The sequence below is a fragment of the Bifidobacterium asteroides genome, from assembly GCF_009683175.1.
Taxonomy (GTDB): Bacteria; Actinomycetota; Actinomycetes; order Actinomycetales; family Bifidobacteriaceae; genus Bombiscardovia; species Bombiscardovia asteroides_H.
Genome location: NZ_WKKW01000001.1, coordinates 331,253 through 354,365, shown reverse-complemented (window position 1 = coordinate 354,365; position 23,113 = coordinate 331,253). Strand labels below are relative to the sequence as shown.

The window sequence follows — 23,113 nt, the reverse complement described above, 5'->3', positions numbered from 1 at the left end:
ATGGCCAGATTCCTGATGCGCCGTCTGGTGCTCTTCGTCTTGGCACTGATGGGCATCTCCCTGCTGATCTTCCTGGCACTGCGCATCCTGCCCGGTGACGTGGCCGCCGTCATGGCCGGGCTGGATGCCCCGCCTGAGCGTGTCGACCGGCTACGTCGGCAGATGGGACTGGATCGCTCCTATCCCCGGCAGTATCTGGATTGGATCAGCGATTTCCTCAAAGGGGACCTGGGCAGGTCCATTCTGACCAACCGTTCCATCGCCTCTCAGGTGGGCATCCGGGCCCAGATCACCTTCCCTTTGATTCTTTTGGGACTGGGCGTGGCCCTGCTGCTGGGCATACCCCTGGGTTGTGCGGCAGCTCTGGCACGCTCGCCTCGGATGCAGTCCTTCAGCCACATGGCAGCCATCGTGGGCGGATCCGTACCGGCCCTCTGGTCAGGACTGCTGCTGATCATGCTCTTCGCCAAGGGCAGTGGGCTGATTGGTCTGCTGCCCTCCCAGGGCTTTCCTACTCTCGGCTGGGCTCAGCCGGGCCAGGCCCTGGCGGCTTTGATTCTGCCTGCTCTGTCCACCGGCATCATCGTGGGCGCCGGCATCATGCGATACACCCGTTCCCTCCTGGGCGACATGCTCTCTTCCGGGTATGTGGACATGGGCATGGCCTGCGGGATGACCCGGACCCAGGCCGCCCTGCGCATCGGTCTGCGGCTGGCTTCCCCCCAGCTGGTCTCGGTGGTCGGGCTGACCATGGCCGAGATGATCACCGGGGTCATGGTCAGCGAGAACCTGTTCGCCCTACCGGGCCTGGGCTCCATGCTGATCACCGATGTGGGCAACCGGGATCTTCCGGCTGTTCAGTCCGAGCTGCTTCTTCTGGCGGCCTTCTTCCTCTTCCTGGGACTGCTGGTGGACGTTACCCATAAGCTGATCGATCCGCGTTTTCGAGGTGCGGCCAGGCAGGAGGTGGCTGACTGATGAGTTGGGAGCATACTGACAGGCCCCGCCGGGGATCGCGGGCCGCCTTCCCCGGCCGACTGGGATTCCTCGGACGGATGCGGGTGGTGCTGGCCAGCATGTGGCGCAAGGCTTCGGAGCGATACTCGCTGATTGTTCTGGTCATGTGGATCCTGTTCTCCCTGGTCTCCAGGTTCTGGACCCCGGTCCCTATCTGGACCACCGACGGATACCGGATCTGGCAGGCCCCCAGCCGCGACCACCTTCTGGGAACGGACGGCACCGGGGCAGACATCCTCTCCTGGCTGATGGCGGGGTCGGCCACCAACCTGGCCATCAGTCTTCTGGCGGTCCTCCTGTCGGGCGTATTGGGACTCCTTCTGGTCATGGCCATGGTCTCGCGCCGCTCTGGAGTATCGCAGGTGGTCGTAGTCCTGGTCGATGCTCTGATCTCTCTGCCTACAGTGTTGCTGGCTCTGATCCTGGCTGTCCCCCTGGGACCCAGCATCGCCGTGGTCGTCGTGGCCTGCGGATTCGGCTACGGACTCAACCTGGCCCGGATTGTAAGGCCCCAGGCGCTCCTGGCGGCGGAATCGGACTATGTGCAATCCGCCCGGCACAGCGGGGTCGGGTCCTTCAGAATTTTCTGCACGCACCTGGTGCCCAATGTCATTCCGGTCCTGTGCGTGCAGCTTTCCATGTCGGCGGGGACCTCCGTTCTGGCTGAAGCAGGGTTGACCTACCTGGGGGTTGGCGTCCCCTCCGGCCTGCCCTCCTGGGGGCACTCGCTGACCACCTCGGTCAAGTTCATCAACGTCTTTCCGCTGACCGTGCTCTGGCCCGGCCTGGTGGTCACCATGGTGGTGGTGGCGCTGAACCTGTTCGGTGATGCCCTGCGTGATGCCATCGATCCGGTCACCAACCCCGGGCTCAGGGCCGCCGTGGCTGCCGCCGGACGGTCGGCTCTTCAACCTGCGCCTCAGGCAGTTTCTGCGCAATTAGATGATTCCGATCATCTTGTCGAGAATGCGATGTACGCAGGCGAGGGAGGCAATGATGTCGCTAAATATTGACGGCCTGAGCCTATCCATCAATGGACGCACCATTCTTGACAGGGTGAACCTCAGGGTGGCGGATGGACAACGGGTCGGCCTGATCGGCTCCTCAGGCTCCGGAAAGTCGATGATTGCCCGCAGCGTTCTTGGCACCGCACCACTGACGGCCTCCCTTTCGGGATCCATTCTGGTTGACGGGCTTCAGATTCTCGGTTCCGATGACCGGTCCCTGGCGGATCTGCGCGGTTCCCGGATGGGCATGGTCTTTCAGAATCCTTCTACAGCTCTGAACCCGGTAAAGAAGATTTACGACCAGGTGGAGCTCCCTCTTCGCCGCCACTATCGCCTGAGCGCCCAAGAAAGGCGCAGACGGGTCATGGAGATATTGCAACAGGTCGGGTTGGATGCGGATCTGGCTGGCTCCTATCCGCATGAGCTGTCCGGGGGTCAGCAGCAGCGGGCGGCTATAGCCACGGCCCTCGTCACCAAGCCCAGACTGATACTGGCAGACGAGCCGACCACAGCCCTGGATGCCATCACCCAGCGGCAGATCGTGGATCTGCTGGTCTCCCTGGTCGACCAAAGCGGGGCCTCCCTGCTGTTCATTACCCATGATTTCTCGGTCCTCGCCAGGGTTGCCGATTACTGCTACATCCTTGATGCAGGGCGAGTGGTGGAAAGCGGGCAGACGCAGAGCATTCTGCACAGCCCATCCAGTCCACAGGGCAGGACCCTGGTGAGGGCGGCCAGAGAGCTGACGCTGCGCGCAGATGGAGGCAAGCATGGGGAATACTGACGTTGCACATACCGATCCGATCCTGATCGGGAAGGGCCTGACCAAGGTCTATGCCTCCACTGGCAGCGGCACGGCTTTAAAGGCTGCAGTTGACGGAATCGATGTCTCACTCCTGCCGGGGGAGTGCCTGGCAATCATAGGGGAGTCTGGTTCAGGGAAAACCACGCTTTCCCGTCTGCTCCTGGGTCAGTTGAGGCCTGATGCCGGGCAGGTGGCGTATCAGGGCAGTCCTGTTCTGCGTGGTTCTGCGGCCGCCAAGTCGCTTGCCCGAGATTCCGCCCTGGTCTTCCAGAACCCCTTTGCCTCTTTGGATCCCCGGTGGACCATCGGCCGGTCAGTCGCCGAACCCCTTCTGGCTGCCGGGCGCAGGGGGAGCGGACACCTATGGCATCGTCGTCAGGACGGGACGGGTCTTGCCGATCAGGTGGCCAAGGTCTTGTCAGCGGTTCAGCTTGACCCCGACAGGCTCATGACGGCCTATCCCTCGGATCTGTCCGGAGGCCAGGCCCAGCGGGCGGCCATAGCCCGGGCTCTGATTGTCAAGCCCCGGATACTCTTGGCTGATGAGCCTATGAGCGCCGTCGACGTCTCGGCGCGCGTAGGGATTCTCCATACATTTCAATCCATCATGGCCCGGTCCAGGCAGCAGGCCGAGCCGTCAAATGGCATGTCCATGATCATCATCTCCCATGATCTGGGCGTTGTCCAGCACATCGCGGACAGGGTCATGGTGCTCGTCCGGGGTAAGGTGGTGGAGGAGGGGCCAGTGAACGCCATTCTCAATCATCCCAAGCAGTCCTATACCCGGCAGTTACTGGCAGCTGCGACCCTGTAGGTACCGGATTCATCCGGCATTCCGGCAAGCGGAATTACATGAGGATATGCCCGTCCTAGCCGGGATGAAGGTGGGCGGCGGGAGCATATGCGCAGAGCAATCGGGCGGGTGAGGACTATATCTGATTTGACGGTTAGGAGAACGAATCGTAGACTGTTGGTTAGTTACTTAAGTAACTAAGTAGTAAGCAGTTGTAAAGGTTCTAATTCGACGCTCCGAATCAAGGCAGACAAGGCGGTCAAACGATGGCGATCGAAATACCGGATGGTCGGCCCGTTTTCGTGAAGGTGGCGGACCGGTTGGCCGAAGCCATAGCCGAGGGTCTGGTCGCCGACGGTGAAAGGATTCCCAGCACCACGGAAATCTCCACCGCCTACCAGATCAACCCGGCCACCGTTCTCAAGGGTATGAACCTACTGGTCGACAGGGGCCTTCTGGAGAAACGGCGGGGACTGGGCATGTTTGTCGCTGCCGGTGCGGGCCGGAGTGTTCGTGAGCGTCGCAGGAGGGAACTCCTGAACGGAAGGTTCCAGGATCTGGTCGAAGAAGCCAAGGCTCTGGACGTATCCCGTGAGGACCTGGACGCCATCATAGAAAGGGTCTACCAATGAGTCTGACAGTTTCCAAGGTGGACAAATCGTACGGAAAGCTGAAGGCCCTGGATGAGATATCACTCTGCTTTGAGCCCGGCAATATATATGGACTCTTCGGGCGGAACGGGGCCGGCAAGTCCACCCTGTGCAATCTGATGACGGGCAGGGCACTTCCTGACCAGGGGCTGATCCACCTGGATGGAAGCGATCTGGTCAACGACTCAAGAATCGCTCGCCGCGTGGCCCTGGTCAACGAAACCTGGCCCTATCCATCCCGACGGCACATTAGACAAGCATTTGCCATGGCTGAGGGGTTTTACGGCGGTTTCGACTGGCACTTGGCTGAGGGTATTCTTAGGAGCTTCGCATTGAGGCCCACTGACACCTTTGCCTCCCTTTCCATGGGGCAGCGTCAGGTGGTCAAGGATGTCATCGGACTCTGCCTGCCTGTGGATTATCTCATTCTGGATGAACCGACGACAGGAATGGATGCGGCGGCCAGGGAGAGGATCTACTCCTGCGTTCTGGAGGCCTATCAGCGTCGCGGGCCGACCATGATCATCGCCACCCATATCCTCAACGAGGTCAGCCAGCTCATCTCCCGCGCCACGATCATCGACCAGGGGCGGGTCCTGCGATCTTTCAGTGTGGATGATCTGTCAGCCCTGGGGACCACTGTCACTGGCCGTCCGCGTGATGTGGAGGGCTACCTTGCCCAGGGCGATCCGAAGTTGTTGGGCAGGCAGCGCATCGGCGACCTGCTGCGCGTCAGCTTCGAGGGTCCGGTGCCCGACGAGCAGCCCAAGGGGCTTATTGTCGCCCCCATGGACTTGCAGACCTACTTCGTCCAGATTACGGAAGGTGCGGCACAATGAGTAACACGCAAGTTGCAGAGTCGATAGGGACGAAGGCCAAGCCGGGGTCAGACAGCCCCGATCTAGGTGCTGGACCTGCTGAAGGCTGGGCTCGAATCAAGAGCTTCCTGTCGCCTGCGGTGCAGACCCGGATGGCCCTGCGCTTACAAGTGATGCCGAGGCTGATCGTCTTTTTGATTTGGGCTCTCGTCCTCGCTCTGGGAGTTATGGGGTTTATCCCCTTGAGCTCTGGATTCACCGGTCTGTTCACCGAGATGGTACTCATGGCCACCGCCCTTGTCTGCTCCCTGACGACTTTTCGGCCCCTGATCTCCAACGCTGTGACCCGTTCTACAATCGCATGGACCCAGATCATCTCCAATGTGGTCATGGCCCTGGCGACAACCACTTTCATGATCGTGATCGCGATTATCAGCAGCCTAGGCCAAATCGGATGGATGCCCTTTACGGAAAGTTACCAAAGATTTCTCGTACAGGGCTGTTCGCCTTGGAGGCTGACTTTTGATCCCTGGAGCCTGTCATGCTTTAACCGGTCGTATGTCCAGCAGCCGTCCCGTTGGCTGGCTCTGGCGCTGCATATCTTTATGGTGCAGGTGGTCTTCGTTCTGCTGGGCCAGGTGCTGGGTGACCTCGCTGCCCGTCTTGATTTAAAAGGCGGATGCCTGCTGCTGGTAGGGCTGTTGATCTGTGTTGGTTTCTGGCATTCGATTTCCGGCTGGAATTTCTGGGGATGGCCGCAGACGGCGGTTCAGATGATCAACCTGGCGCGCGGCCATTGGATGTACAAGACCTTGAGTCCCTTCATGAATACTGACCTATGGGGATACTTCACCGTGTATGTGCTTTGGCCCCAGGTGGTTTTCACCCTGGTCTTCTCCGCCATATGCATCCTGTTCAGCTACTGGCTCACCAGTCGTCGGCAGCTCCCGGCCATCCAAAGGTTCAGCATTCTCAATTAGTAGCAGAATAGCTGCATTCCGGCGACGATTGACCACATGGTCGTTCGCCCACTGCTTGACTCCTGCCGGGGCAATAGACTGGGGAATCATGGTGGACATCCAGGATGCAGGGCAGGCGCTGAAGCAGTATTTCGGATATGAGTCCTTTCGCCCGGGTCAGGAGGATCTGGTCAAGGCCATCCTGAACGGGCGGGACTGCCTGGGTGTTATGCCGACCGGTGCCGGCAAGTCCATCTGCTATCAGATTCCTGCCACTCTTCTGGACGGTCTGACCATCGTTATCTCCCCCTTGGTCTCCCTGATGAAGGACCAGGTGGACGGGTTGGAGGATGCCGGCATTCAGGCCGGGTTCGTCAATTCGACCCAGGATATGGATGAGCAGTCCCTGGCCCTGGCTCAGGCCGCCCAGGGACGTAGCAAGATCCTCTATGTGGCTCCCGAGCGGCTGGATGCCCCTAGATTCAGAGAATTCGCCCAGCATACGAGGATCTCCCTGCTGGCTGTGGATGAAGCCCACTGCGTATCCCAGTGGGGTCAGGACTTCCGCCCTGCCTACTTGGGCATCGGCGACTTCATAAGATCCCTGCCTAACCGGCCCACGGTGGCAGCCTTCACCGCTACGGCGACCGAGAAGGTCCGGCGCGATATCGTATACATGCTGGGCTTGGACGACCCTTACGTCGCGGTGACGGGATTCGACAGGCCCAACCTTTTCTTCGACGTGATCAAGCTGGAGAGCAAATACAAGAATCGCTGGGTGGTCCAGTATGCCCTGAAGCATGGCGATGACTCAGGCATCGTCTACTGCGCCACCCGCAAGGAGACCGAAGCCCTGGCGGATGATCTAATCAAGGCCGGTGTCGGCGCTGTCAGCTACCACGCTGGCATGGGTGCCCAGGACAGGGAACAGGCGCAACGGGACTTCGTCAACGACAAGGTGCAGGTGGTCGTGGCCACCAATGCCTTCGGTATGGGCATCGACAAGTCCAATGTGCGCTATGTCATTCATCACAACATGCCTGAGAGCATCGAGGCCTACTACCAGGAGGCCGGCAGGGCAGGACGCGACGGCGAGCCGGCTCGTTGCTCCCTGCTGTGGAACGAGAGCGACATCGTCACCCGCAGGCGCCTGCTGGACATGGACAACGGCAACGACAGACTGACTGGTGAGCAGGCTGAAGCCGTCAGGGCCGAACACCGGCGTCTGCTCAACGTCATGATCGGCTACTGCAGGACCACCGGCTGCCTTCACCAGTATATGCTGCGTTACTTCGGCGAGGAGGTGGACCAGGCTGCTGCAGGTCTTTCTCCTGCTGAGGCCGATAAGGGCAAATCGGTACCAGTAGGGCATCCCGAGACGGGAAGCGGTGGTTGCCAGAACTGTTCCAACTGTCTGAGCACCTTCACGACCATCGATGTCAGCGATGTGGCCCGTGCCATCAGCAGATGCGTACATGACGTGCATCAGGGGTTCGGTTCCGCCAAGATCGCCCAGATCCTCCGTGGCTCACGCTCGCAGGACCTTCTTCGGCGCGGGCTGGATCGGTGCCCCAGCTATGGCGCCCTTACCCAGGTTCCAGAGGCACGAATCCGCGACGTGCTCAACCAGATGGCCTCGGACGGGTATCTGTACATCACCGAAGGACGGCTGCCTTTGGTCCACTTCGGACCAAAGGCCGCGCAGACGGTCAGTCCGGACTTTCATTATGAGATCAAACGGACGGAACGCCCGAGTACTTCAGGCAAGGTCTTTGGTGGCGGGACTTCTTCGACACTCGACGATGACGGTCTCGAGCAGGCCGGTGCAAGCGATGCCAGCCCAGAGGACGAGGAACTTTTCCAGAAGCTGCGCGACCTGCGGACCAGCATAGCCCGCGAGATCGGCAAGCCTCCCTATATCGTCTTCTCCGACAAGGCGCTGCGCGATATGTGCCGCCTTCGGCCCGTCGATGATGCGACCTTCCTGGCTGTCAATGGAGTGGGGCAGCACAAGCTGGAGCAGTATGGACCCCGGTTCATGGGGGTCATCTCAGAGTTCTCGGCCAGGAAAGCAGTGAATGTGGTCATGGGTGCCGCCGGATCTGATAGGTAGGTCGGCCTACCATGAGATATACATGACTTCATCAAGGTTGCCTTTCATACCGGGCGCCCGACAGGAAAGGAAATAACAATGGCTGACAAACCTATTGTGGAGAGCTTCCAGCTGGATCACACCAAGGTCAAGGCGCCCTACGTTCGTCTGATCGACGAGGAGAAGGGCCCTCAGGGAGACATCATTTCCAACTATGATCTGCGCCTGGTTCAGCCCAACCAGAACGCCATCCCAACTGCCGGGCTGCATACCATCGAGCACACCATCGCTGTGCTCCTGCGCGAGCGCATCCCCGGTTATATCGATTGCTCGCCCTTCGGCTGCCGGACGGGCTTCCACCTGCTCGCCTGGGGCCGTCATTCGACCGAGGATGTAGCCAAGGCTCTGAAGGAGTCGCTGGAGTTTATCGCCGAAAAGGCCACCTGGGACGACGTGCCCGGCACCGAGATCACCTCCTGCGGCAACTACCGCGACCATTCGCTCTTCTCGGCCAAGCAGTGGAGCCGCGACATCGTGGCCGCCGGCATCAGCTCCGATCCTTACGAGCGCAAGCTGGTCTGAACGCTGGCAGAGGGGCCCAGGCTGAAGATGGGAGTTCGGCCTGGGTCCCTATCCTGCTTTAATCCATGGGTACCGTTGACTCCCGTTGAATCAGACGGCAGGGTACGTATTCAATCCCATGGTGCGGCTGTCCTTTGATGGCATCCATGAGCTGCCGAGCGGCAATGCGGCCAATCAGCTCGGTGTTGTTGTCTATGCTGGTCAATGAAGGTCTGGAGGCGTTGACCAGCACGTCCCAGTTGTCATGGCCTACTACCGCCACATCATCGGGAATCGACAGTCCCTGTTGCTTCAGTGCATCGATGCAGCCCCTTGCCAGTTGGTCGCTTTGGCAGACGACTGCATCAAAATCGACACCTTGGTCAAGCAATAGCCTGGTAGCAGCGCGTCCCCAATTTTCATTCCAGCGACCGTATCGGATTGGCCCAGCAGGTTCAAGACCGAATTCTGCCAGTGCCTCTAGTGATCCCTTGGTCCGGTCTGTGGCTGCTGTAAAAGTTTCATCGCCTCCAATGATGGCTATTTTGTTGCGTCCGCAGGAGATGAGCGAATTGACTGCGATTCGTCCGGCATCGACATTGTCGCAGGTGACAGAAGCATCATTGGGATTGGTCGACGGTCCATATGCATAGACCAAAGGAACACCTACGTTTCCCAGACTGGAACGGGGATTGGTTTCCCTTTGCACGATGAGCAGGCCGTCTACATTCAACGAGAGCAGTTTTTCAACATGGCTACGCTCCAGTGCTTCGTCACCTCGTGCGTTCGCCAGCAAAACAGATACGGAGCCAGCGCGCAGCTCGTTTTCGGCCCCAATCAGGATAGGGGTTGAAAAACGGCCGGTCAGGTCGGAGGTGACTAGGCCGATGATGCCGCTCTTGCCGCTGGCCAAGGACTGAGCCATCTTGTTTGGGCTGTAGTGCAGACGTTCTGCCGCTGCCCGAACCTTTTTTCTGGTCGCGGGACTTACCCTGGGCTGGTCATGAAGAGCTTTAGAAGCCGTCGACAGTGACACCTGAGCCATTTGTGCCACGTCCGACAGCCTGACAGTCCGTGTTGTCTTCTCCATGTCCGACTCCAGTTCGCGAATTTTCCGAGCAGTTGATTGTATCGTGTATTAATCCTTATGCTAGTGCGGCCTTCCGAGGATTTCGGTAGTCGCGAAAACTCAGAACGGATATTTTCGCATTACTGTATTGAAAGTAGAAGAAAATAAACCAATTAACAATATTCAACAGCTTTGTAACATTATGAGAAAGCGATTTTGCATTTTCGCTTATATCGCATATGATGAAAGGGCTTTCGGCGTGGATCATTCGGTTGGACTTAAATGACGCTCGTCGAATGCTAAGCGGAGTTTCCGCTGCCAGCTCTCAACGATGAGCGGGAACGTAGAGAAAGAAGCAGATATGATCTCGATGAAGAGCATCGTACGTACGACGACGGCCATAGCCGCTGCCGCCATGCTCCTGCCATTGGCCGCATGTGGAGGAGGATCGCAGTCCGGCGCGGTTTCCGACAAGATACCGGCCAAGGGGACGGACGACGGGGCGCAAATCACCCTGTGGACCAGATCACCACTGGAGCGGCAGGCAAAAAATGTGGTTGGGGTGTACAACAAGTCCCATAAGAATAAGGTCAAGTTGGAAATCATCCCCAACGACGATATGGAAGGCAAGGTTGGCGGAGCATCCCAGACTGGTTCGCTGCCCGATATTCTAGCGGGTGATGTGGTCCGTATTCCCTATTGGGCTTCTGAGGGCATCTTCAAGGACATCACCAAACAGATCGATGCCCTGTCGAATAAAGCCGATCTTCAACAGGGACACATCAAGGCTGGAACCGTGGATGGCAAGAAATACACACTGCCATTCATCACCGATGTATCGATCATGGTCTGGAACAAGGACCTATACCAGCAAGCCGGTCTGGACCCGGAGAAAGGTCCGGCCAGCATAGAGGAATTCACAAGTCAGGCCAAGAAGATCGCCGGTTTGAACAAGGACGGGGTCTCAGGATCATATCTGGCTGGCCAATCAGGCGGGGCGCTGGCGTTCGATCTTTTCCCGTCCTCATGGGCTGATGGTCATGAAGTGATGAACGATGACGGCAGCAAGGCCTCTTTGGACAACCCCTCTATGAAGGCCACCCTGGACGCCTACCATCAGCTTGCTGAGACCACCAATGGCCTGGGAGCAGGCTCCAAGGAGGAGACGGGCGCTACTTGGACAGCCCCATTCGCCAACGGAAAGGTCGGTGTGATGCCCTATCCCAACACCTCGGTGACCGCAGTCATTGAGGCAGAGAAGAAGGGCGGTTTCAAGGTTGGTGTGGCTCCTATACCCGGCACTGAGGAGGGCAAGACCGCAACTTTCCTCGGTGGGGATGCCATGGGAATTTCCAAGGACAGCAAGCATGTCGCTCAGGCTTGGAACTTCCTTTCCTGGCTGATGCAAGCAGACAGCCAGAAGCAGGTGTTCGCCGACAAGGGTGATACCGCTTCGAACATCCGTACTCTGAAGACCGCTTATACCGATGCTGATCCGCGGGTGCAGACCATCAATTCCGTCATTATCGATGGTCATGGTCAGACTCCCAAGTCTCCGGCCTTCAACGAGGCATTCAATGCCGCCGGGTCACCCTGGCAGCTGCTGATTCAAAATGCCGTCTGGGGCAAGGGTAATTTGCAAGCCGACAATCAGGCGGTCAGCAAGGTGCTGTCCAAGGAGTGAATGGCCGTAAATACGGATCCATCGGTTTCGCCAGAAGGGTTGCGGAGGAACCTTTCTGACGATAGCCGAGGATTGGTATGACCAACGAAGGGGTGCAATATGTCAGGCAGCAGTGAGCAAGCAGTAACACGAAGACGAAGCAGGGTACGCGGAAGAAGAATGCGCCGAGGGATGATTTATGCCCTCCCGGATTGGCTGTTCATTATCGTTCTCTTCGTCGTTCCAATCGTCCTGCTGATCGTCATGGCGGGTTCTCGCTGGACTTTGATGGGTGGTAATCGGGGTTGGAATTTCCCGACGAATTTCACCAAGGTTCTGCACAATGAACTGCTTGGCCATGCCATCGGGTTCACATTGGAGTACACGGTCATAGTAACCGTTATTCTCCTGGTACTCGGGCTGGGATTGGCCTTGCTCGTGCAGGAGTCCAGTGCGTGGAACAACGTACTTAGGACCTGCTTCCTGCTGCCTAGCGCCACCGGATTGGCTTCAGCTTCCTTGCTCTTCTATGCTCTATATTCTCCTCAGGTGGGACCGGTCACAAAAATCCTGGCTCATCTGGGTCTCATGGATGCCAATGGTTCTGTGCTGGCCACCGGACAGAGTGCACTTTGGGCCACCATTATTGTCATTGTTTGGCGGTTCTCGGGTTACTACATGCTGCTCATGATGATTGGTCTGCAATCCATTCCGGGTGATCTTTACGAAGCCGCACGCATGGATGGGGCGGGTACTTGGCGGATTTTCAGATCAATCACCCTGCCTTTGATGCGGCCGACCATCATCATGTGCTTGGTTTACTGCGTTACCGGGTCCATTCTCGCTTTCGATCAGTTCTTCATCCTGACCAAGGGTGGACCCAACAACGCGACCATGACCGTGGTCGAGCTCATTTACAACTTTGCCTTCGACTCCAAGAAAGACCTGGGCATGGCTGCAGCGCTCTCTTTGATTGTGCTGTTGGCCCTGGTCGTCATCAATTCCATTCAAATGCGCGGTCTGCGCGACAATACCAAGTAAGGGGAATCATGACTACGCCCTTGTGGAAACGCTGTATAAGCAGGATTCTTCAGGCCCTGCTGGCTCTGGTCTTCATTGCTCCCCTGATATGGGTGGTCATCTGCTCCTTCAGTCCGCAGACAGGATCTGCCCAGACGGACGGCTGGGGGCCGGGCAATTATCTGACCTTGTTGCATTACCAGGACGGGTTGCCTACCTACTTAGCCAATTCGGTGGTAATCACCCTGGTTACGGTGGTTCTTTCCGTAATCGTCTGCACTATGGCTGGGTACTCCTTCTCCAGATTCGAGTATCCAGGTCATGATCTGGGATTCATGGTAACGCTGTCCATTCTCATGGTGCCGTATGCATCCCTACTGATACCGCTCATGGTTTGGTACAAGGACATCGGTCTGAACGATTCCCTGGTTGGCGTCGGTCTTGTCCTGACTCTTTTCCAGTTGCCCATGAGCACCTTCATTATGCGGATAGCTTTTGATGCCATTCCCAAGGATATGGAGGAGGCCGCCATGGTGGACGGATGCAACAGCATGCAGGCCCTGGTCAAGATCCTGATGCCTGTGGTCAAACCTTCCATGGTGACCGTGGGACTGTTGGCCTTCCTTGAAGCATGGAATAATTTCATGATTCCCCTCTACCTTGTCGGGTCCTCGCACGCCCCCCTGCCATTGGCCTTGGTCAACATGCGTCAGCAGACCATGGGCGTCATTGACTATGGGGCTACAGAGGCTGGTGTGGTTGTGTTGCTCTTGCCTGCAGCAATCCTCTTCCTGGCGCTTCAGAAGTATTACGTCAAGGGATTCATGGCAGGCGCAGTCAAGGGCTGACGGTCCGCGTTGACGATCGTCGGCAGAAGGAGAACGAATGAGAAAATCACAGTTGCGGGGGAAGCCACTGCCTAGTGAACCCCGAGTCAGGATTACATCAACTTTTTGGAAACAACGGCGGGAGCAGATCGCACGAGTGGTTTTGCCCTATCAGTGGCAGGTTCTCAATGATCAAGTCGATGTAAATGTGCCTGATGACCCAGCCGGCAATCAGGGTTCCGACCCACTCAGTCATGCCGTCAGCAATCTGCGCATTGCCGCTGGTGAACAGGATGGAGAATTCAAGGGCATGGTCTTTCAGGATTCCGATGTCTATAAGTGGCTGGAAGAAGCCGCCTATGTGCTGAAGTATCATCCGGATCCCCACCTGCAAGAGGTCTGCGACAGCACTGTGGACATTATTTCTCGGGCTCAGGCTCCAGATGGTTACCTGGTCACTGCTTTTCAGATTGGGACGGGTCCTTGGGCAGATCGCAGGCCTTTTACGCAGCTACAGCGATCCCATGAAACCTACAGTATGGGTCACTACATAGAAGCGGGACTCGCTTATTATCAGGTCACCGGCAACAGGCAGGCACTGGATATAGCTTGTCGGATGGCTGATTGCATTGATGCGCATATAGGACCTGAAGAGGGGAAAATCCACGGTGCCGATGGTCATCCTGAAATTGAGCTTGCCCTCTGCAAGCTCTTTGAAGCCACTGGTGAAGAGCGGTATAAGCAATTGGCTGCCTATCTCATCGATGTACGTGGGCAGGATCCATGTTTCTACGCAAAGCAACAAGAGAGCGCGCCGGGTAAACAAATCGCCCCTGATATGGCCGATTATCCTCTGGAGTACTTTCAGGCTGACCGCCCGGTTCGCCAGCAACAAACAGCCCATGGCCATGCAGTGAGGTTGATGTATTTATGCACGGGTATGGCTCATTTGGCTGCCATTACCCAAGATGCAGACTTGGAACGCACAGTACGCAGACTATGGCGCAACTTGGTCGACAAGCGTATGTACATCACCGGGAATATCGGGTCCACCCATGTCGGGGAGTCCCTTACCTACGATTACGACCTGCCTAATGACACTATGTACGGTGAAACCTGTGCGTCGGTCGGAGCTACCATGCTGGCCGAGAGAATGCTTGCGCTGGATGCAGATGGTGAATATGGCGACATACTGGAGCGCGAGCTTTTCAACGGTGCCTTGGCAGGCATCAGTCTGGATGGACGTCAGTACTTCTATGTCAATCCTCTCCAGGTTGATCCCGAGGGGGTGGACAATCCGGATCGTCATCACGTTCTGGCACATAGAGTGGACTGGTTTGGCTGCGCCTGCTGTCCCGCCAACATCGCCAGACTGATTGCCTCTGTGGATAGATATATTTATGCAAGGCCCGATGACTCCACGGTGCTCAGCCATCAGTTCATCGCCAATCAGGCCAGCTTTGACAATGGCCTTGAAGTTGTGGAGTCCACGAATTTCCCATGGAGTGGTCTTGTTGACTACGACTTGGAGATGTCCACGGATGCTTCCGGACCAGTTCGTTTCGGCATCAGAGTGCCCAGTTGGACGGCGGATTCGTACAAGTTGACCCTTGACGGATTCGAAGAATCGACGAAGCTTGACCGCGGATTCCTTTATGTGGATCTGGCTCCCGGCCAAAAGAGCCATGTTCATCTGGAAATGGATATGGCCGTTAGGCTCATGAGAGCCAACTCGCGAGTTTCGTCGGATGCCGGATCTGTTGCGCTTATGCGAGGCCCCCTGGTCTATTGTGCCGAGTCGACTGATAACCCGGGGGAGCTTTGGCAGTACCGGGTCCTTGTCAATCCTCAGAAAGTGACATCTGAATTCCACCAGGATCTGCTTGGCGGCGTTGATGTGCTGACCGTACCAGCCAAGCTTGATTCCGAGGATGGCCCTGATGATCCTCTCTACATGCCCCTTTCGAATAAGCACGAGCGGTCTGTAAACATGAAGTTGGTTCCTTACTATGCTTGGGCCAATCGAGAGACGGGAAGCATGAAAGTCTGGCTGCGAAGCTGATAAAGAAAAAGGTTCTGACTTTTGATGTGGGGCACACGATAGCCCAAACTATTCCCTGATTCGCTCAATGCGTACTCACTTCGTGACTACCTGCTGATGGATACACTCGTACTTCGGCAATCGCGGGGGCGGGTCTCGCCCCTGCCGCACCGGTCGAGAAAGAGGTAGCCACAGTGAGCAGGTACGCGATGGAAACTGCACGTTGGATCCGTCATGCCACAATGGACGACTTTGAGGCGATCATGCCTGTCTACGCCTACGCCAGAAAGCGGATGGCCGAGACCGGCAACCCCCATCAGTGGGGGGACAAGTATCCCCTGCCTGAGCGCATCCGCGAGGACATCGCCGGGGGCCACACCATGCTCTTGGTTGACGATGCAGCTGATATGGATCAAATCCCAGAGGATCCCGCCTATCCTGAACCCGAGTTGGACGAGCATAAGGGCAGTCACGAGCGCATCATCGGCGTCTTCGCCCTCTTCCATGATCCGGAACCTGATTATCGGGTCATCGATGGCAGCTGGCTGGATGACCGGCCCTATACCACCATCCATCGGGTGGCCGCCTCGGGGCTGGGGCGTCACGCGGCCGGGGACCTGCTTGACTGGAGCATGCGCCGGTACGAGAACATCCGCGCCGATACGGGACTAAAGAACTATGCTATGCAGCACATCTTGGAGACTCATGGCTTCACCCGCTGCGGCAACATCATCATGCCTGAGAACAAGGAGATCGAGAACGTGCGGGTGGCCTACCAGCGGCACGATCGTCCCCTTGACCTGGCTGAGCGCGAAAGGGAGGCCAGGCGCTTGGTCACAGTCTGAGAGCGGGGGCAGACCGTCGCAGCGCCGTCGCACAATGGAGCCATGACATTGAGTGCAGCACCGGCATGGCAGTTCTCCGGGCCCGAGGGCCAGCGGCATTACGAGCAAGCGCTTCGGGCCTATCCTGGGCAGATCATCGTGGACTTGCGGACCTTGAAGGCCAATATGGCCACCCTGGTTAAGCTGGTTCATTCCACGAACCCCGGTGCTGCAGTCATGGGTGTGGTCAAGGCCGATGCTTACGGCCATGGGCTCATCCCTGCTGCTCTGGCGGCACTGGCTGGCGGGGCCACCTGGCTGGGTACGGCCCAGTCCCGAGAGGCCCTTCGTCTGCGCCGAGCAGGCATCGGCCCCGACCGTTGCCGGATTCTGTCCTGGATGTTCAATGGGGACCGCGCCCCCTTCGACCAGCTGATTCAGTCTGACATTGACTTGGGCATCGGCTCCCTGAAGACCATGGACATGGCGGCGCAGGCGGCAGACCAGGTCGGCAGGCCTGCCCGAGTCCATATCAAGGTGGACACCGGCTTTGGACGCAACGGCTTCACTCCTGAAACCTTCGAGGATGCCCTGCGTGAGCTCTCCCGCCTGGCTGCCCAGGGTCTGTTGGAACCTGTGGGGCTCTTCAGCCACCTGGCAGTGGCGGACATGCCTGGCGTTGACGAGTTCGTGTCGTCCACTGACGAGCAAATCGCCCTGTTCGAGGAGTTCTCCGATAGGATGACCGCCTCAGGCATGAAGCCTGAAATCCGGCATCTGGCCAATACCGCAGCCACGCTCACCCGTCCTGGGATACGTTATGACCTGACACGTCCTGGCATCGGCCTGTACGGTTACGAGCCCGATCCCTCCATGGGGGTTTCGGCCGATTATGGTCTGCATCCGGCAATGACCCTTCAGGCCCAGTTGGGCACCGTCAAGGATATGCCGGCCGGTCATGGCATCTCTTACGGGCGTACCTATCTGACGGAGAAACCGACAAGCACGGCCATCATGCCCCTGGGTTACGCCGATGGTATCCATCGGTCAGCCTCAGGCTTCGACCGCGAGGGCGCTATGGGCCGGAAGCACCTGGGAGGTCCCGTCCGTCTGATGACTAGCCAAGGGCCCAAGTTGGTTCGCGTCGCTGGAAGGGTCTGCATGGACCAGTGCGTACTGGATCTAGAGGGCATGGCTTCCGACTTGGGAGTGAGCGAGGGCGATACCGTGGTTCTCTTCGGGCCGGGCCAGGGGGAGGATCAGGCTGAGCCAACCGCCGATGACTGGGCCCGGGCCGCCGATACCATCAGCTATGAGATCTTCACTTGCCTGCGTAGCAGGATTCCACGGCTCTACATGGGTGTGCATGAGGTGGTCGACCCCTCCGACCTGCACCTGATCGCCCCTGAATCCATCCTTTGAGACCACTATCACAGGTAGAACCTGGGCTCGGGGCCTTGTCAAGGGGCAACATAAGTGGTGAGATGAGGTTATGACTACATATACAGGAAATGAACCAAGCAATATATCATACACAGCCGTAGCTGACATCACTGGAGGCCGCGAAGGCCATGCGGACAGCCATGAGCCTGATCTCTCCCTGGACCTGGATACACCCAAGGCCATGGGGGGCAAGGGCCAGGGAACCAACCCCGAGCAGCTCTTCGCAATCGGCTGGGGTGCCTGCTTCCAGGGAGCCATGGGTCTGGCCGGCAAGGAGTTGCGCGTGCCGGCCACCAAGCTGGCCCAGAGCAGGGTGCGTACCCATATCTCCCTTGGTGACCAGGGCGAGTCCTTTGGTATCAAGGCTCTGATTGAAGTCTGCCTGCCGGGGGTCGATCGTGATCTGGCCACCCGTCTGGTGGAGCGCACCCAGGAGCTCTGCCCCTATTCCAAGGCCACGGCGGGCAATGTGCCCACCGAAGTGGTGGTCGTGGACAATCTGGACTGAACGGAGCGGACGCGCCTGATGGGCACTGACGAGGAGGGCGGATCCCGCCTGCTGGCTGAGGGCTACTCCGCCCATGATCAGGAACGGTGGGCGCCAGAGCCTCCAAAGACCAGTAGCAGGACTGCCTTCGAACGTGACCGGGCGCGCCTGGTTCATTCTTCGGCGCTGCGTCGGTTGGGGGCCAAGACGCAGATCCTTGTCGCCGGCACTGACGACTTTGCCCGCACACGACTGACCCATACCCTGGAGGTGGCCCAGATCGGACGGCAGATCGGCACCATGCTGGGCTGCGACCCCGATGTGGTGGACTGCGCCTGCCTGGCCCATGACCTAGGTCATCCGCCCTTCGGCCACAACGGCGAGCGTGCTCTGTCCTCGCTGGCCTCCGACATAGGAGGGTTCGAGGGCAACGCGCAGACCCTTCGACTTCTGACCAGGTTGGAGCCCAAGGTCTTCCACCCGGACGGACGTTCAGCAGGGGTCAACCTGACCAGGGCAGCCTTGGATGCTGCGGTCAAATATCCCTGGACCCTGGCCGAGGCCTCGGCTCATCCCAAGGGGGAGAGGACCGCCAAGTTCTGCGTCTATCCAGATGATCAAGAGGTCTTCCATTGGCTTAAGCAGGGAGCACCGCAGGCCAGCACGCCTATGGAGTGCCAGGTCATGGATCTGGCTGATGACATCGCCTACAGCGTTCACGACGTGGAGGATGCCATCGTGGTCGGCTCATTCGTGCCCGAACGACTGGCTGAGCCTCGAATCATCGATGGCGTGGTCCGGGCCGCCCGATCCTGGTATGGGGACCGCTGGGATGCTGACCAGCTGGTCCGGGCATTGGAGACCGTCCGTGGCATGTTGCCGCTGGGTTTCGATGGGTCACGCCGCGCCCTGGCTACGTTGAAGAACACCACCAGCTATCTGATAGGCCGCTTTGCCGACTCCGTGGAGGCAGCCACTCGAAGCCGCCATGGCCAAGGTCCGCTGACCAGGTACTCGGCAGGGCTGGTCATCCCTCCCCGGACTTCCTATGAGATTGTGGCCTTGAAGGGGATTGCCGTCTACTTCGTAATGGCTCCACGCGAGAAGGAACCCTTCCACGAGGAGCAATTGAAGATTGTGACTGACCTGGTTGAGGTGATGATGGCCGACTCGCCAGCACCCTCGGATGCTCTGGAGGATGTCTTCCTGGAGGATTGGCGCCAGGCGGGTTCGGACGGGGAACGCTTGAGGGTGGCCATCGACCAGGTGGCCTCACTGACGGACGGTTCGGCGCTGGCCCTGCATTCCCTGGTCTGCCCGTAGGCCTGCGGCATTTATGCCGGGCGCAACACATCGCCCTGGGCCGGTAGGCTGGGTGTCATGTCCGGAATGATCAAGAAGGAAGACATCGAGAAGGTCAGAGCCAAGGCCGATCTGTATGAGATCGTATCTGAAAGCGTGACCCTGAAGCCTTCCGGTTCCGGCACCTACATGGGCTTGTGCCCCTTCCACGACGAGAAGTCTCCTTCTTTTTCGGTGCGTCCGTCCATGGGGGTCTGGCACTGCTTCGGCTGCGGCCTGGGTGGCGATGTCTTCACCTACGTGGAGCAGGAGGAGAACGTCGAGTTCGGCGATGCCGTCGAGATCCTGGCAGACAAGTACCAGATCGAGCTGCATTATGAAAACTCCCGTCAGGACAAGCGTCGCGGGTCCAAACGTTCCCGCTTGCTGGAGGCCAACGAGGAGGCCCAGCGGTTCTTTGTCTCGCAGATCATGAGCAAGGAGGCGTTGGCGGCGCGCAAGCTCTTGGCAGGTAGGACCTTCTCCCAGGCTGACAGCGCTCATTTCGGTTGCGGATACGCCCCACGCGGATGGGACAACCTGGTTCGTCACCTGTCCACCAAGGGTTTCACCCAGCAGGAGATGCTGGATGCCGGACTGGCCAGGCAGGGGCAGCGGGGAGTCTACGACTACTTCAGGGGCAGGGTCACCTGGCCTATCAGGGATTCCACGGGCCGCACCCTGGGCTTCGGCGCTCGCAAGCTCTACGAGGACGACGGCATCAACGCCAAGTACATCAACACGCCTGACACCCAGCTCTACCGCAAGAATCAGGTGCTCTACGGCATCGACCTGGCCAAGGATGCCATCGTCAAAAAGCGGCAGGTTGTCATCGTGGAGGGGTATACCGACGTCATGGCCTGCCACCTTGCCGGCGTCGACACGGCTGTAGCCACCTGCGGCACTGCATTCGGCGAGGACCACGCCAAGATCGTCCGTCGACTCATCTCTGATGACGCCTTGGGGGCTATCCAACTGGTGGGACCGGTCCAGGGCTCCCGGGTGGTCTTCACCTTCGACGGGGATGCCGCCGGGCAGAAGGCCGCCCTGCATGCTTTCGGCCTTGACGGGAGCTTCCTGACGCAGACCTTCGTAGCGGTGGCCCGGGAAAATCTGGATCCCTGTGATCTGCGTATCCGGTACGGTGATGAGGCCGTGCGATCATTGGTCGAGCATGCCCGGCCGCTGTACGACTTCGTCATCGACACCGCTGTGGCCATGTTCGACACCCAGTACACCACCGGGCAAATGGGGGCTGTCAAGGCTGTGGCACCCATCCTGGCGCAGATCAGGGATCGCTCCCTGGTGGGGGCCTACACCCGCAAGACCGCCAGAAAAATCGGCGTGGATCTGGATCTGCTGCGTCAGGAGGTCAACAGGGCCCGTCGCAAGCTGCATGTAAAGGACCAGGATGCCTATGCGGTCCGCACTCCTCACCGCGGTGCAAATGAATCGGGGGGTCGCGCGGGCCATGGCAGCGACGACGCCATGCAACGCCGGAGGATACAGCGTGAGGATGCCCTCCGACAGGGCTATCATCACATCGATGATTCGGTCTTCATTTGCGAGCAGCAGTTCATGGGCGTGCTTATCCAGATTCCCGAGGCGGTCGGATCCGATGCCTTCGGCCAGCTGAGTCCGGAAAGTTTCGAGGTTCCGATTTTCCGCTCGCTCTATCGGGCGGTGCAGGCCGCCGGGGGACTGCCCGACAGGAAAACGCCCCAGGGACTGTGGATGCATAATCTGACCAAGGCTGGCGGGCCCATGCTGGAGTCGGCCATCAACGAGCTGGCTGTCATGCCCTTGCCGCTGAATTTGGATAAGCAGGAGGATAGGCAGAGGGGCTCCAAGAAAGGCGATAAGGGAGACGAACAGGGTGCAGACTCCGATGACACGGATGTTCAGCTGAAGCAGCCTAGCCCGGAGGAGCGTCAGTATGCTTCCGAGTTGCTGGCAAGACTGTTGGACGCCACCTACATGCGGCTTATTGCCTCGGCCAGGCATCGGATGAATCAGTTACCCGACGGTCAGGAAAAGTTCGACCTTCTTGGCCAGCTCACCCAGTACGAGACCCAGCGCAACGAATTGCGCAATCAGGTCTTCGGTAACGCTGAGTGAACTGGTGATCAGATAGGTTGGTCCTCCCTATCCTTGTTGACATCTTTGCTTCCGAACAGGGGCGGGAAGGACTTGGGTTTTTAGTTTCCTGTAAGGCGGAGAAGTAGAGCTGGGAGTTGATTCAGGTCATCACGGTGACCATAATCGCAGTCATGATGCCACCCAGATAGGGATTCCTGGTGTGACGGTAGATCGCCTGAGCCTCCAGATGCAGGACGGCTAGTTGGACCAAGGGTGTCAGCGTCCAGTCGGGTGTCTGCGTGTCGATACCAAAAAGACTGTTGGCTCCGATGACGAAGAAATATCCATATCTAGGCGCTACTACAAGCAATGCAGTAGCTTGAACAGCGACAAATCCATTGTTGATGCAAGGCAGAGTTTGAGAATTCTTCCTTGTTTACAAACCCGTAATGCCTTACAGATATAGTATTACTGGTAAAGCATGATAATTCACTCTTTGTCCCTACTTTGGTCGTATGGCACATTCTCAAGTACCGAGTGGGTGGGGGGAATACGCTGTGGTATTAGGCTTGAACATACAACGTCGAAGGACGGCTTTGCATTACAGCCAAGAGTTCGTCGCCTATAATGCCAATCTTTCCCGGTTTGCATATCAACAGCTGGAGCATGGTCAGTCGCGACCCGGGAGTCCGGCAAATCCTAGTTTGATCAACATCATGGCAATTGCTCAAGTGCTTAATGTAAGTCTGGATGAGTTACTGCCTGATCCATGGCCGGATCTTCATGCACAGTAGTGTGGGGTGACGCCATTTTCAAGACAAGCCTTGCCGATAGGGTGAATGCATGAACATGGAGCATCAAAAGGAAGAAAGCCGTGCCGGGTCGACTGACAAAGCCCGGTCTGCTATGGGTCACCGACCGCTTGCGGTCTTCTGGGACATGGACGGAACCTTGATCGATTCAGAGCCCTACTGGCATCAGGCGGAGGTCGATCTGGTGCGCGAGCATGGGGGGGACTGGAATGCCGACATGGGCTGGCAGGCTTCCGGCAAACCTCTCACCAAAGTGGCAAGGTTAATGCGGGAGCGTGGTCTTGACCTTCCTGAGGACCAGATTCCGGATTTGTTGATCGATGGGGTAATCGCCATGGAGGAGCGTCACATGCCATGGATCGAAGGGGTTCGTGCCATCCTGACAGACCTGGTTGAGGCTGGCATCCCTTCGATTCTGGTCACTACTTCGCCACGCCGCATGGCTCAGGCTGTGGTCGCCAAGGCACCCAAGGGGGCTTTTGCCGACTATGTTTGCGGGGATGATGGGCTGGCGCAGAAGCCTGATCCTGCCCCCTATCTGCATGCGGCCGGTCTGGTGGGCATCAACAGTCCTGATCTGATGGCCTCCTGCCTGGCTTTCGAGGATACCTTGACCGGCATCACTTCGGCTGTGGCATCAGGAGCCACCACTGTGGCCTATACCGGCACCAATCCGGTCGACACCTCGTCAGGCCCTCAGTTCGCTTCCATAAACAGCTATCGGGGAGTCTCCTTGGATGATCTATCCGCACTGATCGCCAAGCGACTCGGACGGTCGGGGCCGTCGGCTGCGCAGACCTGCTGA

General features: G+C 58.3%; 22 protein-coding genes. 20 read left to right on the top strand and 2 right to left on the bottom strand.

Going from position 1 to position 23,113, the window contains the following annotated elements; all coding sequences use genetic code 11:
- The 9 genes from GKC41_RS01560 to GKC41_RS01520 all read left to right on the top strand — a co-directional run bounded on the left by GKC41_RS01560 (nt 1) and on the right by GKC41_RS01520 (nt 8,723).
- Complete coding sequence (locus tag GKC41_RS01560; RefSeq protein ID WP_154312653.1) at nt 1–978, top strand: ABC transporter permease; 978 nt, start codon at nt 1–3, stop codon at nt 976–978.
- Nucleotides 978–2,030, top strand: a complete 1,053-nt coding sequence (locus tag GKC41_RS01555) for an ABC transporter permease (protein WP_154312651.1) — start codon at nt 978–980, stop codon at nt 2,028–2,030. Before GKC41_RS01560 ends, GKC41_RS01555 begins: the two co-directional genes overlap by 1 nt.
- Nucleotides 2,014–2,808 carry an ABC transporter ATP-binding protein gene (locus tag GKC41_RS01550; protein WP_154313056.1) on the top strand — a complete coding sequence of 265 codons (795 nt, stop codon included), beginning with the start codon at nt 2,014–2,016 and terminating at the stop codon, nt 2,806–2,808. Before GKC41_RS01555 ends, GKC41_RS01550 begins: the two co-directional genes overlap by 17 nt.
- On the top strand, nt 2,795–3,643 hold the full coding sequence (locus GKC41_RS01545) for an ABC transporter ATP-binding protein (RefSeq protein ID WP_154312649.1): 849 nt from the start codon (nt 2,795–2,797) through the stop codon (nt 3,641–3,643). Before GKC41_RS01550 ends, GKC41_RS01545 begins: the two co-directional genes overlap by 14 nt.
- A gap of 245 nt (nt 3,644–3,888) precedes the next feature.
- A complete protein-coding gene (locus GKC41_RS01540) occupies nt 3,889–4,254 on the top strand; it encodes a GntR family transcriptional regulator (RefSeq protein ID WP_154312648.1) in 366 nt (121 codons plus the stop codon).
- Complete coding sequence (locus GKC41_RS01535) at nt 4,251–5,111, top strand: ATP-binding cassette domain-containing protein (RefSeq protein WP_154312646.1); 861 nt, start codon at nt 4,251–4,253, stop codon at nt 5,109–5,111. Before GKC41_RS01540 ends, GKC41_RS01535 begins: the two co-directional genes overlap by 4 nt.
- Nucleotides 5,108–6,070, top strand: a complete 963-nt coding sequence (locus GKC41_RS01530) for a hypothetical protein (RefSeq protein WP_154312644.1) — start codon at nt 5,108–5,110, stop codon at nt 6,068–6,070. Before GKC41_RS01535 ends, GKC41_RS01530 begins: the two co-directional genes overlap by 4 nt.
- Nucleotides 6,071–6,158: 88 nt before the next feature.
- Nucleotides 6,159–8,162: a RecQ family ATP-dependent DNA helicase gene (locus GKC41_RS01525; protein ID WP_154312643.1), complete on the top strand. Its 2,004-nt coding sequence runs from the start codon at nt 6,159–6,161 to the stop codon at nt 8,160–8,162.
- 78 nt (nt 8,163–8,240) lie between these two features.
- On the top strand, nt 8,241–8,723 hold the full coding sequence (locus GKC41_RS01520) for an S-ribosylhomocysteine lyase (protein WP_029678668.1): 483 nt from the start codon (nt 8,241–8,243) through the stop codon (nt 8,721–8,723).
- Between the two features lie 58 nt (nt 8,724–8,781).
- On the opposite strand, the gene GKC41_RS01515 is transcribed toward GKC41_RS01520, so the two are convergent.
- Nucleotides 8,782–9,792, bottom strand: a complete 1,011-nt coding sequence (locus GKC41_RS01515) for a LacI family DNA-binding transcriptional regulator (protein WP_154312642.1) — start codon at nt 9,790–9,792, stop codon at nt 8,782–8,784.
- Between the two features lie 349 nt (nt 9,793–10,141).
- Here GKC41_RS01515 and GKC41_RS01510 point away from each other — a divergent pair, with 349 nt between their 5' ends.
- The 9 genes from GKC41_RS01510 (at nt 10,142) to dnaG (ending at nt 21,535) form a co-directional block, all read left to right on the top strand.
- Nucleotides 10,142–11,455 (top strand): ABC transporter substrate-binding protein, encoded by a 1,314-nt coding sequence (locus tag GKC41_RS01510; protein WP_229281554.1) that lies wholly within the window; start codon nt 10,142–10,144, stop codon nt 11,453–11,455.
- A gap of 99 nt (nt 11,456–11,554) precedes the next feature.
- Nucleotides 11,555–12,475 (top strand): carbohydrate ABC transporter permease, encoded by a 921-nt coding sequence (locus GKC41_RS01505; RefSeq protein ID WP_154312638.1) that lies wholly within the window; start codon nt 11,555–11,557, stop codon nt 12,473–12,475.
- Between the two features lie 8 nt (nt 12,476–12,483).
- A complete protein-coding gene (locus GKC41_RS01500) occupies nt 12,484–13,302 on the top strand; it encodes a carbohydrate ABC transporter permease (RefSeq protein WP_154312637.1) in 819 nt (272 codons plus the stop codon).
- 37 nt (nt 13,303–13,339) lie between these two features.
- The gene (locus GKC41_RS01495; RefSeq protein WP_154312635.1) at nt 13,340–15,343 is read left to right on the top strand and encodes a glycoside hydrolase family 127 protein; all 2,004 of its coding nucleotides are present in this window, start codon (nt 13,340–13,342) and stop codon (nt 15,341–15,343) included.
- A 188-nt stretch (nt 15,344–15,531) separates the two neighbouring features.
- Nucleotides 15,532–16,167, top strand: coding sequence for an N-acetyltransferase (locus GKC41_RS01490; RefSeq protein WP_154312632.1), 636 nt, complete (start codon nt 15,532–15,534; stop codon nt 16,165–16,167).
- A 42-nt stretch (nt 16,168–16,209) separates the two neighbouring features.
- Nucleotides 16,210–17,568 (top strand): alanine racemase, encoded by a 1,359-nt coding sequence (gene alr / locus GKC41_RS01485; protein ID WP_154312630.1) that lies wholly within the window; start codon nt 16,210–16,212, stop codon nt 17,566–17,568.
- Nucleotides 17,569–17,638: 70 nt separating this feature from the next.
- Nucleotides 17,639–18,097, top strand: a complete 459-nt coding sequence (locus GKC41_RS01480) for an Ohr family peroxiredoxin (RefSeq protein ID WP_045935606.1) — start codon at nt 17,639–17,641, stop codon at nt 18,095–18,097.
- Nucleotides 18,098–18,115: 18 nt separating this feature from the next.
- Nucleotides 18,116–19,399: a deoxyguanosinetriphosphate triphosphohydrolase gene (locus GKC41_RS01475; RefSeq protein ID WP_154312628.1), complete on the top strand. Its 1,284-nt coding sequence runs from the start codon at nt 18,116–18,118 to the stop codon at nt 19,397–19,399.
- A gap of 57 nt (nt 19,400–19,456) precedes the next feature.
- Entirely contained in the window at nt 19,457–21,535 is a 2,079-nt protein-coding gene (gene dnaG / locus GKC41_RS01470; protein ID WP_154312626.1) for a DNA primase, read from the top strand.
- A 121-nt stretch (nt 21,536–21,656) separates the two neighbouring features.
- Here dnaG and GKC41_RS01465 read toward each other — a convergent pair whose 3' ends face one another.
- On the bottom strand, nt 21,657–21,866 hold the full coding sequence (locus GKC41_RS01465; RefSeq protein ID WP_154312624.1) for a hypothetical protein: 210 nt from the start codon (nt 21,864–21,866) through the stop codon (nt 21,657–21,659).
- Nucleotides 21,867–22,011: 145 nt separating this feature from the next.
- Here GKC41_RS01465 and GKC41_RS01460 point away from each other — a divergent pair, with 145 nt between their 5' ends.
- Together GKC41_RS01460 and GKC41_RS01455 are read left to right on the top strand one after the other, a co-directional pair.
- Nucleotides 22,012–22,290, top strand: a complete 279-nt coding sequence (locus tag GKC41_RS01460) for a helix-turn-helix domain-containing protein (protein WP_154312622.1) — start codon at nt 22,012–22,014, stop codon at nt 22,288–22,290.
- A 49-nt stretch (nt 22,291–22,339) separates the two neighbouring features.
- Nucleotides 22,340–23,113 carry an HAD family hydrolase gene (locus GKC41_RS01455; protein ID WP_154312620.1) on the top strand — a complete coding sequence of 258 codons (774 nt, stop codon included), beginning with the start codon at nt 22,340–22,342 and terminating at the stop codon, nt 23,111–23,113.